The following is a 15,972-nucleotide window of genomic DNA, read 5'->3' on the forward strand; positions in this document are numbered from 1 at the left end:
AATAAAATAAGCTATGTTATAAGCTTTAAATTTGTGCTGAATTAAGGATTTGACCATGTTTAAGGAAGAAGTAGCAGAGCGATATAAGCAAATACAAGATGAAATTTGCAGAGGATTAGAAATTGCAGACGGCAAAGGAAGATTTGAAGAAGAGGTTTGGGAAAGAAGTGGTGGGGGAGGCGGACGAACCAGAATTATGCAAAACGGTGCAATAATAGAAAAAGGCGGTGTAAACTTTTCTGCTGTTCATGGAAAATTGCCTGAAGCTATAAAAAAAGCCTTTAAGGTTACCGAAGATGATTTTTTTGCAACTGGTGTTTCTATTGTAATTCATCCAAATCATCCATTGGTTCCGATAATTCACATGAATATTCGATATTTTGAACTGAATGATGAAACAAGATGGTTTGGTGGAGGAATTGATTTAACACCACATTATGTTTTTGAAAATGACGCTCGTTTTTTTCATCATAAATTAAAGCAAGCTTGTGATGATTTCAATCCAGAATTTTATCCAAAGTTTAAAAACCAAGCTGATGAATATTTTTTTATTAAGCACCGTGAAGAAACCCGTGGTATTGGTGGTATTTTTTACGATAGGCTAAAGCCAGATAACACCAATTTATCCTGGGAAGAAATTTTAGATTTTTCAATCAATATCGGCGAAACGTTTTTACCAATTTACACTGAACTGATTGATAGAAACCGGGATAAGGATTTTACTGAAATACAAAAAGAATGGCAATATCAACGTCGTAGCCGATATGTAGAGTTTAATTTGGTTTACGATTCTGGAACAAAATTCGGTTTGGAAACTAACGGAAGAATTGAATCTATTTTGATGAGTTTACCGCCACAGGCAAATTGGGGTTATAATGTTCAGCCAGAAGTAAACTCAGAAGAATTTATAACACAACAATGGCTTAAAAAGGGCGTCAACTGGATTTAAAATAGAGTTAAAGGCTGGTTTATGGTATGAAATCCCGCCTTTAATTTTCCAATCCTAAAATCATTTACAATTTCATGAGCTAATCTTGTTGGTTCAGGAATTCGATAGTTTCCTATACATTTTTTTATTATATCAAGTGATTGCTGTTGTGTAATTAACTGGCCAGCTGAAATGTAAACTGGTAAGCAATTATCCTTTGTTCTTAATGAAAAACCAAGAATTTCCCCATGACTATTAATTTCTAGACTGCTGTACTTTGAATTTTCAGGAATATGATTATTGCCATATAAATTACTCTTAGCGCAACCAATTGTAGCTTGATTTGCTAAAACGCCAAAGTGTGATGCCACACCCATACGCCTTGGATGTAAAATTCCGTTTCCATCCAAAACCACAATACTTGGTTTATTATGTATTAAATCCCAAACCTTTAATAACGCAGGAACCTCTCTAAATCCTAAAAATCCTGGCTCATGTGGAAATGAAGTTTCAAAAGTTTCTAATGCGTAATTTATAAGTTTAAGTTCTGGATAGCTTAAAATAACAATTCCCGCAAACATGGTTGTACTGTTTTTGTCGAATGAGATATCAGCGCCAGCAATTGTGGTAATATTTTTTACTGGTACAAGGCTTAAATATTTAGCAAGATTGTTTTGTAATTGAATAGCATCATCAAAGGAATAGTTATCATACATATGGAAATAAACCAATGATATAATTAAAAGGTTTCATACAGAAGTACATAAAAATAATGATTTCTAAATTTGTCTTATAATTAATATTATGTTAAGTTGTATTTTATAAAACCCCTATCTTATACTAATTGTTCTCTTAAAGTTCTTGTAATTTGCGATTCAATTCTTGCACTTTATCTTGCGCATTTTTTCTCGTGTATATTTCGACAAGCAATTGTACGGTATGCTTATCATTTGGATTAATTTCGTTGGCACGAAGTAATGCAAACTGTGCTCTGTTGATTAATGAGCTGTAAAGAACTTGCTTATCAGCATCAGATTTTTTTAACGCATCGTTCGCGGTGTTAACATAAGCTAATCCTAATTGATACAAGGCATCAAAATAATTTTGGTCGGTTGCCAGGGCTTTGTTATAAGCTAAAATAGCTGTTGAATTGTTTCCACCAACTTGTTGCAGATAACCGTATACAAAGAATAAAAGTTTGTTTCCTTTTTCAACTTTTAAATTAGTTTCAATTAAACTTTGAGCTTTAGTAAAGTTTTCAGTATCCAACAATAAATTTATATAATCATTTGTTAAATAATGGTTGTACGGATTTAAGTTTAAACCATCTTCCAAAGCTTTTATAGCATTTTCGTTATCATACTTTGAAATATAAAGTTGCGCCATTTTCTGGAATACGGCCGGGTTTTTAATGCTGTCTTCTTTGGCTCTTTTGAAGTATTTTAAAGATTCATCGTATAATTGAACATTTTGAGCACAAATTGCAGTATTTAGCGCTAAGGTAGAATCGCCAGGAAAATTATCGCTTACTTCCCTTAAGTCTTCTAAAGCTTCTTTAAAATCATTGTTGAAGTAAGAAAGGTTGCCTCGCTCCTGCTTTTTAATTAAAATATTATGCTCTGATGCTTTTATTAAACCCGATGGATCTTCGTATTTATCTAAACTATTGGCCTTCTTAATGGCTACGACAGCTGTATCAAAATATTTGAAGGATGCTGTTGCATCTGTTTCTATCAGTGCAGCATAAGATGTCAAATATGATTTTATTGCCCAGGTTTCTGTCCAGTTTTTTGTCTTACTATCTTTATCTGCAGATTCTATTGCCTTTAATCCCTCGGTTATTATACTCAATTGCTTTTTAGGTTCATCTTTACCGGCAAAAGACGCCTGTAATTTTCCAACCGCATTTCTTGCTATCAGCATCTGACTTTTTTGCGAAAATCCTTTAGATGTTAATAATACAAGAGATATAATTAGAATTCGGGAACAGTATTGCATAATATATTAAATAGTACGATGGTAAAAATAAACATAAAAAAAAGAGCCCCGAAATTTCAGAGCTCTTTTTTTGATTGGAAAATCGATTATTGCTTAGGTAAAGCATCTAAACGTTTCTTTATTTCATCGTAATTTTTGGTATCATTTCTAAATGCATAAATGGTTTTAAGCGTTTCTAAAGCACCTGCATTTTTTGGGTCAGCATCTAAAGCTTTTTTGTAATATGGCACAGATTTATCTAGTAAGCCATTCATTTTTGCAGTTATCTCGTTAAACTCTTTAACCTTTTTAGCATCGATTTTATTACGGTCTGCCTGCATCTTCAATGCCTGACTAAAATAAATATTACCTAATAACACTTGGTATGCTGGATTATTTGGTTCTTTAGCTGCCAATGTGTTAAGCATTTGTTCTGATTTTGCAGCATCTCCTTTATCAATGTAGATTTGAGTTTCTGTTTTGATGAAGTTTGCATCTTCTGGATACTTAGCAGCAGCTTCTTTAATTAAAGCCAAAGCCGCAGTAGTATCTTTTTGCTTACTAAGTACGATGCCAATAATCTCACCATACAAATCTTTAGATTGTGGCGAGTTAAGCGAAATTACTTTTTTAAATTGAGTAATTGTGTTTGGATAATCATCTAAGTTTCTAGCTGCAATACCTGCATTTAGATACATTGCTGTATCTGCCGGGTTTATAACCGTAGCTTGAACAAACTTACCGTAAGCTGTTTTGTAATCTTTTTTATTGTAAGCTAAAACACCAGCATTTCTTACTGCATTTGCAATATTGTTTTCAGCTAATGTGATGTTTTCTTTCTCAGTACCTTTTGTATCGATGGTTTTTGCCTGAGCAACAGCATCCATAGCAATTTTTAAATTTGCATCTGCATTTTGCGCATTTACAGTATCAATTAGTGCTGCAGATGATGCAAATAAGGCACGATACGACCATGCTTCAGGCATGATTTTAGATTTTTCATCGGCAATTGCTTTATCAGTATGTGCTAAACCTGCTGAAATGGTTTCCAATTTTTTAGCAACCGGTACAGTAGCACTTTGACCAGTAATCTGGAATATTCCCCAGGCTTTTTTAGCCTCGGTAACTTCACCTTTTTGAGCAAATACAGTACTAACCACACCTGCTAAAACTATACTTAAAACTACTCTTTTCATAAAATTATTATTCTATTCTTAACTATTAAATTAATTTTCGTCTTCCTCGTTATTATCTTCTGATTCAGCTTCTTCATCGGTATCTTCAACTTCCGGGGTCGTATCTGCTTCTACTTCTTCGCCATCTTTCACCAATACATCTTCTAAATCTATTGTTTCTTCCTCATCCTCTTCATGGTCTATTTTTGTAACCGAAGCAATTTCATCATCACCTTTTAAAGATATCAAACGAACGCCTTGTGTTGCCCTGCCCATAACCCTCAAAGCTGATACCGGAATACGGATAACAATACCAGAACGGTTAATAATCATTAAATCTTCACTATCCGTAACGTCTTTAATGGAAACTAATTGTCCTGTTTTTTCCGTAACATTTATGGTTTTAACACCTTTACCTCCACGGTTTGTAACGCGATAATCTTCAATATCGGTACGTTTACCATATCCTTTTTCTGATACTACTAACACCGTAACCTCAGGATTGTTTATGGCAATCATTCCAACTACCTCATCTTTATCGTGAGCAAGCCTAACGCCACGTACACCAGTTGCGGTTCTACCCATTGGGCGTACTGTGCTTTCGTTAAAGCGAATTGCTCTTCCAGAGCGTAAAGCCATCACAATTTCACTAGAGCCATTGGTTAAACAAGCTTCCAAAAGTACATCACCTTCGTTAATGTTTATTGCATTTATTCCGTTAACACGAGGACGAGAATATGCTTCTAAAGAAGTTTTCTTGATGGTACCTTTTTTGGTACACATAATGATGAAATTATTCTCCAGATATTCTTGGTCTTTAAGGTTTTTAACTTTTATGTATGCTTTAATTTTTTCTTCTTTCGGTATGTTGATGATATTTTGTATCGCCCTGCCCTTACTCGTTCTGGAGCCTTCCGGAATTTCGTAAACCCTTAACCAGAAACATCTTCCGGCTTCGGTAAAGAATAACATGTAATTGTGGTTGGTGGCAATTAGCATGTGCTCGATAAAATCTTCATTTCTTGAGTTACTACCTTTTGAACCTTTACCACCTCTACCCTGCGCTCTAAATTCGGTTGCTGGTGTACGTTTTACATAACCTTCGTGAGAAATGGTGATTACAACTTCTTCATCATCGATGAAATCTTCCATACTCATATCTTCAGCCGAGTGAACGATTGTTGTTCTACGTTCATCTCCAAACCGTTGACGGATATCTGCTAATTCATCTTTTATGATTTGCATACGCAAACCTTCATCAGCCAAAATAGATTTCAAATGCTCAATAGTTTTCATTAATTCAGCATATTCATCTTTAATTTTATCTCTTTCTAGTCCTGTTAAACGACGTAAAGTCATATCAAGGATGGCACGAGCTTGAATATCGCTCAAACCAAACTTCTCCATTAAGCCAACACGTGCTTCTTCTGGTGTTTCAGAAGCACGAATTAATTTAATAACCTCATCTAAATGGTCTAAAGCAATTAAATAACCTTCTAAAATATGTGCTCTTTTTTCTGCTTCTGCTAATTCATACTTGGTACGGCGAACAATTACATCATGACGGTGATCCACAAAATGCACAATTAAATCTTTTAGATTTAGCATCTGCGGGCGACCTTTTACCAATGCAATATTATTTACACTGAACGATGTTTGTAGGGCCGTATATTTATATAAATTATTTAAAACGATTGACGCATTTGCATCACGCTTAATTTCGTAAACAATGCGAATACCATCTTTATTAGATTCATCACGAATATTCGAAATTCCTTCTAGTTTTTTCTCGTTAACCAGTTCAGCAGTACGCTCAACCATATTCGCTTTATTTACCTGATATGGAATTTCGGTAACGATAATTACTTCGCGATCTTTAACATTTTCAATTTCGGCTTTAGCTCGCATAACAATACGACCGCGACCTGTTTCAAATGCTTCTTTAACACCATTGTAGCCGTAAATAATACCGCCAGTTGGGAAATCAGGAGCTTTTACAAACTTCATTAATTCTTCAATAGTTATATCCCTGTTATCAATATAACTTACAACCCCATCAATAATTTCAGTTAAATTGTGTGGAGCCATATTGGTAGCCATACCAACCGCAATACCCGATGAACCATTAACTAAGAGGTTAGGTATTTTTGCAGGTAAAACCGTAGGCTCCTGTAAAGTATCATCAAAGTTTAACTGAAAATCTACCGTATCTTTATTAATATCGGCAAGCATTTCTTCTGCAATTTTAGCGAAACGTGCTTCCGTATAACGCATTGCAGCTGGCGAATCACCATCGATGTGTCCAAAGTTTCCTTGTCCATCTACCATTGGGTAACGTAAACTCCAATCTTGAGCCATACGCACCATGGTGAAATATACCGATGCATCACCATGTGGGTGATATTTACCCAAAACCTCACCCACAATACGGGCAGATTTTTTATGTGGCTTATTACTTGTTACACCTAAATCGAGCATACCATATAAAACACGGCGGTGTACCGGTTTTAATCCATCGCGTACATCGGGCAAAGCCCTAGATACAATTACCGACATTGAATAGTCAATGTAGGCCGATTTCATTTGCTCTTCAATATTTATTTGAATGATTTTGTCGTTTTGCTGATTTTCTAAATCTTCTGCCATAAATTATTATTCTCGTTGTTAAAAACGATATTTAAAAAAGGTATTATTATAACCTTGCAAATTTAGCAAAATTATGCCGAATTAAGGCATTGTGGAAAAGTTTTGACTAATCAGGTAGGTTTTGAGATGCTTGCTATTTTATACGTTCTTAAAGTGATGTTTAAATCATTTTAACCAATTTGTAGTTTTGATTATTAACAAATACTTATTATTAGCAATTTAAATAAAATCTTGATTTAATATTGTTTCTAATACTTTTGTGAATCAAACCAATTTAGCAATGGCCGAACGAAAAAAATCAGCAATGATATTTATCATGATAACGCTCCTGATAGATTTTACAGGTTTTGGAATTATAATACCTGTTTTACCCAAGCTAATACAAGAATTTACAGGCGGTAGCGTAAGTGTTGCTGCAGATTATGGAGGCTATTTAATGGTAGCTTTTGCATTGGCACAATTTATTTTCTCACCAATTATGGGTGGTTTAAGTGACCAATATGGGCGAAGACCGATTTTATTGTTTTCTTTATTTGGCTTAGGTGTAGATTATATTTTCTTATCACTTGCACCATCTATATTTTGGCTGTTTATAGGAAGGATAATTGCTGGCGTTACTGGTGCCAGTTTTACAACCGCCATGGCTTACATAGCAGATATATCTGAGCCCGAAAAAAAGGCGCAGAATTTTGGTTTGGTTGGAGCAGCTTTTGGTGTTGGTTTTATTTTAGGTCCGGTAATAGGTGGTATATTTAGCACTTTTGGTTTGCGTGTTCCTTTTATGATATCAGCTGGTTTAGCATTAATTAACTGGCTATATGGGTATTTTATTTTACCCGAATCTTTGGCAATTGCCAACCGTAGAAAATTTTCATGGAAACGAGCAAATCCGATTGGTTCTTTTATTAATGCTTCGAAATACCCGGCAATTTTAGGTTTGTTGGCAACACTCCTATTATTATATATAGCAAGCCATTCAGTACAATCAAACTGGTCTTACTATGTAATCGAAAAATTTAAGTGGGATTCGACCATGATTGGATATTCTTTAGGTGTAGTTGGTTTGATGGTTGCAATTGTACAGGGCGGCTTAATAAGGGTAATAATTCCAAAAATTGGCAACAGGAAAGCCATTTACTTTGGCTTAATACTTTATGTTATAGGCTTCGTATGCTTCGCATTTGCAGCAAACGGGTTAATGATGATGTTATTCATTATTCCTTATTGCCTTGCAGGAATCGGCGGACCGGCAATGCAAAGTATAATTTCCAATCAAGTACCCGAAAATGCCCAAGGAGAAATACAAGGAATTACCACAAGTTTGCAAAGTTTGGCCGCTATAATTGGTCCTTTTCTGGCAAGCCATATATTTGTTTATTTTATTCAGGATGGAACACCTTTATATTTTCCGGGTGCGCCATTTATTCTTAGTGCATTTTTAACGTTGATTGGATTGTTTATTGCGATTAGAGCGTTAAGAAAATACCATTAAAAGTGTTAGTTAGTCATTGATTTAGAAAGAATACAATTATAAAAGGTTAAAAAACTAAAGCAACTCATTTGCCAAATTAGCCAGCTCACTCCTTTCGCCTTTATGCAAAGTGATGTGTGCATAAAGCGGATGATTTTTGGCATTTTCTATCAGGTAAGATAAACCATTACTTTCTGAATCGAGGTATGGCGTATCAATTTGGTAAATATCTCCTGTGAAGACAATTTTCGTATGCTTACCTGCTCTCGAAATTATTGTTTTAACCTCATGCGGCGTTAAATTTTGGGCTTCATCGATTATAAAGAAAATCTTTGTTAGTGTTCTTCCCCTAATAAATGCCAGCGGAGCTATCGCTATTTTCTCCGTTGCAACCAGTTCATCAATTTTGGCAACCATCTTTTCATCTCCATTAAATTGCTCTTTAATAAAACGTAGGTTATCCCATATTGGCGACATGAAAGGGTCGGTTTTAGATTTTGCATCACCAGGTAAAAAACCAATATCTTTATTACTCAAAGAAACTATTGGTCGGGTAATATAAATTTGCCTGAAATCTTTTCTTTGTTCAAGCGCACTAGCTAAAGCTAAAAGCGTTTTCCCGGTTCCTGCATTGCCTTGTATGCTAACCAATTTAATCTCATCATTCAACAACGCATGAATTGCAAAAGCTTGTTCGGGGTTTTTTGGTTTAATTTTAAAAATCGCTTCAGAGGAAACTTCAGTAAGCGTTTTTTTAGCATGGTTGTAAAAAGCATTAACAGCTTTCCTTTTATTTTTAAGAATATAAAAATGATTTGCTTTTTTTGACGGTAAATCTGCCTCATCAATTTCAATTAAATGATTAAGCTTCAGTTTATTAATTAGTGCTTCTGAAAATCTACTAACTTCTGTTTTGCCAGCATATAATTCATCAACATTCTTTATTTTTCCAGTTTCGTAATCCTCAGCATTTAAATTAAGGGCTTTTGCCTTTAAGCGCAGGCATATATCTTTTGAAACTAAAATAACTTTTTTATCTGGATTTTCTTCTTTTAGGCTTAAAGCCGCATTTAGAATTTTATGGTCGGTTTTGCCTTTGCCGAAAATATCTTCAGCATTGGTTTTCAAAGGCTTTTCGTTTAATACAACTTTAAATTTGCCTAGGTTTGGCGATTGTAAATCTACCCAATCGCTTATTAATTGTTGTTTTGATGCTATATCAATTAGTCTGATAAAACTTCTTGCTTCAAAATTTCTGGTATCGTTGCCACTTTTGAAGTTATCCAACTCTTCTAAAACCTGAATGGGAATGGCTACATCATGCTCATGGAAGTTATTTATGGCATCATGGTCGTACAAAATCACAGAAGTATCTAGTACAAATATTTTTTTCGATAAGTTGACGCTTGATTTACCTTTTTTAGCCATTTTGTAAATTTAGGATATCTTTGGTAAATCACCAGCTAAAAAATTTTCCCGCTAAATTCACAGATTTATGAAAAAATTCAGCTTAGATTTTTTTTGCGTAATCTGCGGGATGTTATGTACTGAATTCTCTACCAATAAATTTATTCTATAGCCAGTATCAAAACTAATCTCTATAAATTACTAGTTAGAAGACTTCTGATTGAACCTCTAAACCTTCCTTCTAAGTAGATGCAGTTAAAAAACGTGATATGCTTACTATAAAAGACCTGGGTCAAGTGCTTTTAATTAACGCAAAAAACACATCCTCTTACGAGATAAGAAATTTGATTTTCATCCATATAGTTATTGAATAATTAATTGGGGATGAAAAGAATGGTGATAATCTATAAAACAAAAGCGGGGTTCTTCTTCTTTCGATTCAGTTCCCCGCTTTAACCTTAATAACAACCATAGCTGTTAAAAAAGCATCTAATACATCTGTAATTTGAATTTCTTCGTTTTTACTTGGTTTTACAACTTTTATAAATCGTTAAGAAATTATTTTCAATAGCAACATTCCGTAAAACAATGCTATTTTCAATAATGCCTGCTAAGCCTTTTGATTTTCTGATAATTCCATCTTTCGACTTCTTCATTCATATTCTATCGGTTTAACCCGCTAAAAACAATCTATGCTTATTAAGATAATTCGAAAAACTTTCCCTTTCGGTTCTATTTCTCTTTTGAATTTTCTTATCAGACTTTCAAAATACTCCGTATTTGATATAATCTAATATAGCATGTATATGTGCATTTGTCAATATAAAAGTTGTAGATTCTATAAACAAAGTTATTAACCTGAAAATCAGTGTTATTAACAAATTAAAGAACTAAAAATTCATTTTTAATTGTATTTAATTGGTATTGATGGATGTTATTAACATTTACATGTAATTAACTTATTAACAATAACTTAATAATCAATTAGGAAGTTGACGTTTGATTCAAGCATAAAAACTAAAATATAATGAAAAAGTTAAAGTAAATCCTACAACAAAAGCTTCTGTAATATGTTATTTTTGCAATTATGCAGATAAGGCAACCCATAAGAAATGTACAAGACTTTTTGCTTAGCACGTACTTTGCCGATGGATTGCGTATAACTGTTGGAGTTTTATTGCCATCATTAATTTTAGCACAGTTTGGTATGCTAAAATATGGGATGACATTATCACTTGGGGCCTTATGTGTAAGTGTTGTTGATACACCCGGACCAATGGTGCACCGACGAAATGCAATGTTGGTTACAACAGGCTTAATTTTCGTTTTCTCAATCCTTACTGGATTAACAAATAAGAGCCATTATTTTATTGGCTTTTTACTAGCCATATCAAGCTTTGTATTCTCCATGTTTTACATTTATGGGGTTAGGGCAGCCGCAATAGGTACCGCTACCCTATTAATAATGGTGTTAAGTATCGACGATGTGCGGCCTTGGCAGGAAGTCATCATCCACTCCTTAATGGTTTTAGCAGGTAGCTTGTGGTACACCGCATTAAGTTATTTCGTATATCGGCTTCGCCCCTTTCGTTTAGTGCAACAAGCTTTAAGTGAATCTATTTTTGAAGTAGCAGAATTTTTAAGAGAAAAGGCTAAATTCTATCATCGTAATAATAATTATGATAAAACATATGCAGATTTGCTGCAGCTACAAGTTTCTGTGCATGAAAAGCAAGATGCAGTAAGAGAATTATTGTTCAAAACACGCGAAATCATAAGAGATTCTACGCCAGAAGGAAGGTTTTTAATGCTGGTTTTTGTAGATATGGTTGATTTATTTGAACAAGTAATGTCAACCTATTACAACTATAAACAACTTCATGAGCAATTTGATGCTGCAGGGATTTTGCCAGATTATGAAATGGCGATAAAACGAATTTCTTATGCGTTAGACGATATCGCGTTCGCCTTAAAAAGTGGCGGAACTCCAGTTGTTACTAAAAGATTATTGATAGAAATTGAAAGGTTAAAAATAAAGATAAACGATTTTGAGAAGAACAATGATAAACAGCAATTTAGCACTTCTGGTATTATAGCGTTAAAAAATATTGAAGTTAATATCGAAAATATATTAGGTAGAGTTAAAACGATAAATAGTTATTTTAAGCTTAGAAACAGCAAGGATATCCGTAAAGCTGAAGTAGATACGGAGAAATTTATCACTCGTCAAAAATTCGATTTCAATCTCTTCACCGAAAATTTAACCTACAGTTCATCAACTTTCAGACATTCGTTAAGGGTTACTGTAGTTATGGTTCTAGGATTTGTGATTTCCCAAATCTTAAATTTTTCTCACAGTTATTGGATATTATTAACTATTCTGGTTATATCAAAGCCAGGTTTTAGTTTAACCAAGCAACGTAATTATCAAAGATTAATTGGTACAACCGTTGGTGCTTTTGTTGGGATGGGTGTTCTAACATACATTCATGATAGAAACACATTGTTTGCCATTTTACTTATTTGTATGATTGGTTGTTATAGTTTTCAAAGGAAAAACTATGTAGTTAGCGTGTTGTTTATGACTCCATATATTCTCATCCTTTTCGATTTTCTTGGTATGGGTTCGCTAGCTTTAGCAAGAGAAAGAATTTATGACACTTTTATTGGTTCTGGAATTGCACTTCTGGCCAGTTATTCTTTATTTCCAACTTGGGAACACGAAAAATTAAAAGAAGCTATGGTTAGCATTTTAAAAGCCAACAAAGCTTATTTTGAGCAGGTTGTAAAGTTGTATTTCGATAAAAGCTATAATCGTACTGACTATAAATTGGCTAGGAAAGAAGTATATGTAAGTACTGCAAACCTGGCTTCTTTATTTCAAAGAATGTTTTCAGAACCAAAAAGTAAGCAGCTATTTATTAAAGAAGTTCATCAATTTACTGCCCTATGCCATTTAAGCTCATCGTATATGGCAACATTGTCTCTTTATAACAACGAGCATGATTTCCATTTCGAAAATTTTGATGCTTTAAAACCAATCGCAAATAACACAATTTATTTGTTAGATACGTGTATTGATAATTTAGAGAAAGGGCAAAATACAGTTGAAAATGTTCCTCTCATTAGGCTAAATGATAATACATTAAATATTAAATCAGGAGAAGACTTGGTTCCTGAACAGTTTGACTTGATTCAGAAGGTTGCTTATGATTTGTACAAACTTTCAGTTAAAATAAAGATTTAGTTTATTGTTGATAATCAATGTTCTACAACAATTTAATCTGCTATAAAACTGTAAATTAAAACAAAGACCTTTGCTGGTTGTTTAAATAGCTTACAATATATAAAATTATGGAAAAGCTATATACGGCTGAAGTTACAGCCACAGGTGGAAGAGACGGACATATTAAATCGAGTGATGGTCAGTTAAATTTCGAATTAAGAAAACCTAAAGAAATGGGTGGCCAAGGTGGAGCAACAAACCCAGAACAGTTGTTCGCTGCTGCATGGGGACCATGTTATTTAGGTGCTTTAGGTTCAATTGCTGAAAGAGCTGGTGTAGATGTTAGCGAAGCAAATGTGAATGTGTTAGTTTCTTTTAATCAAGATGGAAACGCATTTGTACTTTCTGCCGATTTAGATGTACACATTCCAGGTATATCTCAAGAAGAAGCCCAAGAATTAGCCGAAAAAGCACATAAAGCTTGTCCTTACTCAAAAGCTACAAAAGGAAATATCGAGGTTAGAATAACAGCAATTTAGTTTTAAAATTGTTATAAATCAGGTAGGCTGTATTATCAACTCCAAAAACGTAAACGATTGGATTAATAATACAGCCTTTATTTTACTGCAAATTTATATAGATTCCTCTTGCATTAATTTAGTATTCTCTGGTCGCCCGTTTTTAAAGGCATCTCTGGTTTTTAAACCCAACAATTCAAACATTGCCATATCATCTACGAACGCTGGGTTTGGTGTTGTTAACAATTTATCACCTGCAAAAATAGAACTGGCTCCAGCCATAAAACAAAAAGCTTGTTCTAGTGTAGTCATTTCATTTCTTCCTGCTGATAATCGCACAACAGAGTTAGGCATTACAATACGAGCTGTAGCAATCATCCTAACCATATCCCATATTGGTACTCTTGGCTGATTCTCTAATGGCGTTCCTTTAACAGGCACTAAAGCATTTACTGGTACAGATTCAGGATGTTTTTCCATATTAGATAGCGTTTGTAACATTGAAACTCTATCTTCTACCGTTTCACCTAAGCCAATTATTCCACCGCTGCAGACTGTTAATTTTGCTTTCCTAACATTTTTGATGGTATTTAAACGATCATCATAGGTACGTGTAGAAATTATTCTTTTGTAGTCATCTTCAGAGGTATCGATATTATGATTGTAGGCATATAAACCTGCATCTGCTAGGCGCTGTGCTTGATTTTCAGTAAGCATACCTAATGTACAGCAAACTTCCATATCCATATCATTTACGGCTTTTACCATCTCAATAACACGGTCGAAATCGCGATTATCACGTACTTCTCTCCATGCGGCACCCATACAAAGGCGAGATGCTCCACCCTCTTTTGCTTTAACTGCGGCACTGACTACTTGGCTAACCTGCATTAAAGGCTGTACTTCTAATTCTGTGTGGTAACGAGCTGCCTGCGGACAATAAGAACAATCTTCGGCGCAACCACCTGTTTTAATAGAGATTAATGAACTTACTTGTACTTCGTTATAATCTTTATTTGCTCTATGGATACTAGCGGCTTCATAAACCAAATCTAAAAATGGTCTGTTATAAATTTCTGATATTTCTTCTTTGCTCCAATCGTGTCGGGTAGTTTGCATTGTGGGATCAGTATTTTTTGAATTTTAAGATTAACATGATAATATTTTAATTTTACTGGTAATTGATTTAAGTTTCCGGAGATGATAATTAGTGTTAATTTGAAAACTTGAATAAATTAAATACCTGGTAATTATAATAATAGTTTACTGGCTAAGCCTAAAATGAGCATAAAGCCGAAAACATCGGTAAAAGTAGTAATAATTATAGATGATGCAATGGCAGGATCGATACCAACCCGCTTCAAGATTAACGGAATTCCGGCACCGGTTATACCTGCAATTACCAAGTTACCCGTCATTGCCAAGAAGATAACCAATCCAAGCATTGGGTTTCCATCAAAAAAATATGCAAAAAGAAATACGATTAATCCATTCGATGCACCATTGATTAAACCAACTGTAAATTCTTTTAAAACCGCTCTGTAAGATTGTTTATCCGATAAATCGTAAAGTGAAATACGACGAACAGTTACCGCTAAAGCCTGGGTTGCAGCATTCCCTCCCATCCCTGCAATTATTGTCATGTATGCGGCAAGTGACGGAATCAGCTTTATAGTTGGATCAAAATAACGAACAACTGACGAAGCTAAAAATGCGGTTCCTAAATTGATAACTAGCCAAGGCAAACGAGATTTTACAGCTTCAACCCAGTTACCACTCAATTCTTCATCTTCAGATACACCCGATATTTTTAAAATATCTTCTGTACTCTCTGCTTCCATTACATCAATAACATCATCGAAAGTTACACGTCCTAATAATTTTTGATGTTCATCGATAACTGGAATACTGGTTAAATTATACTGAGAAATCAAATTAGCAACTTCTTCCTGGTCGGTATCTGGATGAACATAAACCGCATCTGTTTTAACCAATTCGGTTAATTGTGCGTTATGTTTTGCTTTAATAATATCTTTTAATGATACGATTCCTTTAAAAATATCATTTTCATCAACAACGTAAATGGTATAAAACTCTTCCATTTCTTCGCTTTGGCGGATGATTTCATCAATTGCATCTTTCTTAGTGAGGTTAATGTTCACACAGATTAAATCTGTATTCATCAATCCACCGGCGGTTTTCTCGTCGTAAGTTAAAAGATTTCGAATGTTAGATGCATCTTCTTCATTCAGGTCTTCTAAAATTTCTTTCTGCTCATGATCTTCGAGTTGCGAAATAATGTCGGTTGCATCATCATAATCCAGTTCTTCAACAATTTCGGTACGCTTATCAGGGTGCATCTGAAATAGCAAATCCTCAGGGTGAGATTCCTCATCCATTTCAGAAATAATTTCTGAAGCTATTTCGGCAGGCAATAAATTAATAATGTACTGCTGTTCAGATTTAGCTAAACGTTCAAAAAGAATTGCAATTTCTGAAGCATGATAGTCCTCCAAAACCGTTTTTAAGGTTTCATCGCCAGCCAAAATTGCATTTTTAACCTTAAGTACGTCGCTTTTATCTATTTCGAATGATTGCATATTCTTTATGTTCCTAAAATAGGA

At 34.3% G+C, this 15,972-nt stretch carries 12 protein-coding genes; 4 read left to right on the forward strand and 8 right to left on the reverse strand.

Annotation, left to right across the window (positions count from 1 at the left end):
- Positions 1-55: 55 nt before the first annotated feature.
- The gene (hemF, locus tag ACFOWA_RS05595) at positions 56-949 is read left to right on the forward strand and encodes an oxygen-dependent coproporphyrinogen oxidase (protein WP_378982596.1); all 894 of its coding nucleotides are present in this window, start codon (positions 56-58) and stop codon (positions 947-949) included.
- Here the strand turns inward: hemF and ACFOWA_RS05600 are convergent.
- The 4 genes from ACFOWA_RS05600 to gyrA form a co-directional block, all read right to left on the reverse strand.
- Positions 946-1,644 carry an endonuclease V gene (locus ACFOWA_RS05600; protein WP_378982598.1) on the reverse strand — a complete coding sequence of 233 codons (699 nt, stop codon included), beginning with the start codon at positions 1,642-1,644 and terminating at the stop codon, positions 946-948. The two genes, hemF and ACFOWA_RS05600, sit on opposite strands and share 4 nt — an antisense overlap.
- Positions 1,645-1,780: 136 nt before the next feature.
- Positions 1,781-2,851 (reverse strand): tetratricopeptide repeat protein, encoded by a 1,071-nt coding sequence (locus tag ACFOWA_RS05605; protein ID WP_378982600.1) that lies wholly within the window; start codon positions 2,849-2,851, stop codon positions 1,781-1,783.
- Between the two features lie 161 nt (positions 2,852-3,012).
- On the reverse strand, positions 3,013-4,101 hold the full coding sequence (locus tag ACFOWA_RS05610) for a tetratricopeptide repeat protein (RefSeq protein ID WP_378982602.1): 1,089 nt from the start codon (positions 4,099-4,101) through the stop codon (positions 3,013-3,015).
- 30 nt (positions 4,102-4,131) lie between these two features.
- Positions 4,132-6,726: a DNA gyrase subunit A gene (gene gyrA / locus ACFOWA_RS05615; protein ID WP_378982604.1), complete on the reverse strand. Its 2,595-nt coding sequence runs from the start codon at positions 6,724-6,726 to the stop codon at positions 4,132-4,134.
- A 280-nt stretch (positions 6,727-7,006) separates the two neighbouring features.
- Between gyrA and ACFOWA_RS05620 the strand changes: the two genes are divergently transcribed.
- A complete protein-coding gene (locus tag ACFOWA_RS05620) occupies positions 7,007-8,218 on the forward strand; it encodes a TCR/Tet family MFS transporter (protein ID WP_378982606.1) in 1,212 nt (403 codons plus the stop codon).
- Positions 8,219-8,272: 54 nt separating this feature from the next.
- Here the strand turns inward: ACFOWA_RS05620 and ACFOWA_RS05625 are convergent, their stop codons facing one another.
- Both ACFOWA_RS05625 and ACFOWA_RS05630 read right to left on the reverse strand, forming a co-directional pair.
- The gene (locus ACFOWA_RS05625; RefSeq protein WP_378982608.1) at positions 8,273-9,625 is read right to left on the reverse strand and encodes a PhoH family protein; all 1,353 of its coding nucleotides are present in this window, start codon (positions 9,623-9,625) and stop codon (positions 8,273-8,275) included.
- Positions 9,626-10,125: 500 nt separating this feature from the next.
- Complete coding sequence (locus tag ACFOWA_RS05630) at positions 10,126-10,260, reverse strand: hypothetical protein (RefSeq protein ID WP_378982610.1); 135 nt, start codon at positions 10,258-10,260, stop codon at positions 10,126-10,128.
- A gap of 431 nt (positions 10,261-10,691) precedes the next feature.
- Between ACFOWA_RS05630 and ACFOWA_RS05635 the strand changes: the two genes are divergently transcribed.
- A complete protein-coding gene (locus ACFOWA_RS05635; RefSeq protein ID WP_378982612.1) occupies positions 10,692-12,851 on the forward strand; it encodes an FUSC family protein in 2,160 nt (719 codons plus the stop codon).
- A gap of 107 nt (positions 12,852-12,958) precedes the next feature.
- The gene (locus ACFOWA_RS05640) at positions 12,959-13,369 is read left to right on the forward strand and encodes an organic hydroperoxide resistance protein (protein WP_378982614.1); all 411 of its coding nucleotides are present in this window, start codon (positions 12,959-12,961) and stop codon (positions 13,367-13,369) included.
- A 93-nt stretch (positions 13,370-13,462) separates the two neighbouring features.
- Here the strand turns inward: ACFOWA_RS05640 and bioB are convergent, their stop codons facing one another.
- Together bioB and mgtE are read right to left on the reverse strand one after the other, a co-directional pair.
- On the reverse strand, positions 13,463-14,467 hold the full coding sequence (gene bioB, locus ACFOWA_RS05645) for a biotin synthase BioB (protein ID WP_378982616.1): 1,005 nt from the start codon (positions 14,465-14,467) through the stop codon (positions 13,463-13,465).
- A 131-nt stretch (positions 14,468-14,598) separates the two neighbouring features.
- Positions 14,599-15,948, reverse strand: coding sequence for a magnesium transporter (mgtE, locus tag ACFOWA_RS05650; RefSeq protein ID WP_378982618.1), 1,350 nt, complete (start codon positions 15,946-15,948; stop codon positions 14,599-14,601).
- Positions 15,949-15,972 lie beyond the last annotated feature (24 nt).

The organism is Pedobacter lithocola (genome assembly GCF_042650845.1).
Taxonomy (GTDB): domain Bacteria; phylum Bacteroidota; class Bacteroidia; order Sphingobacteriales; family Sphingobacteriaceae; genus Pedobacter; species Pedobacter lithocola.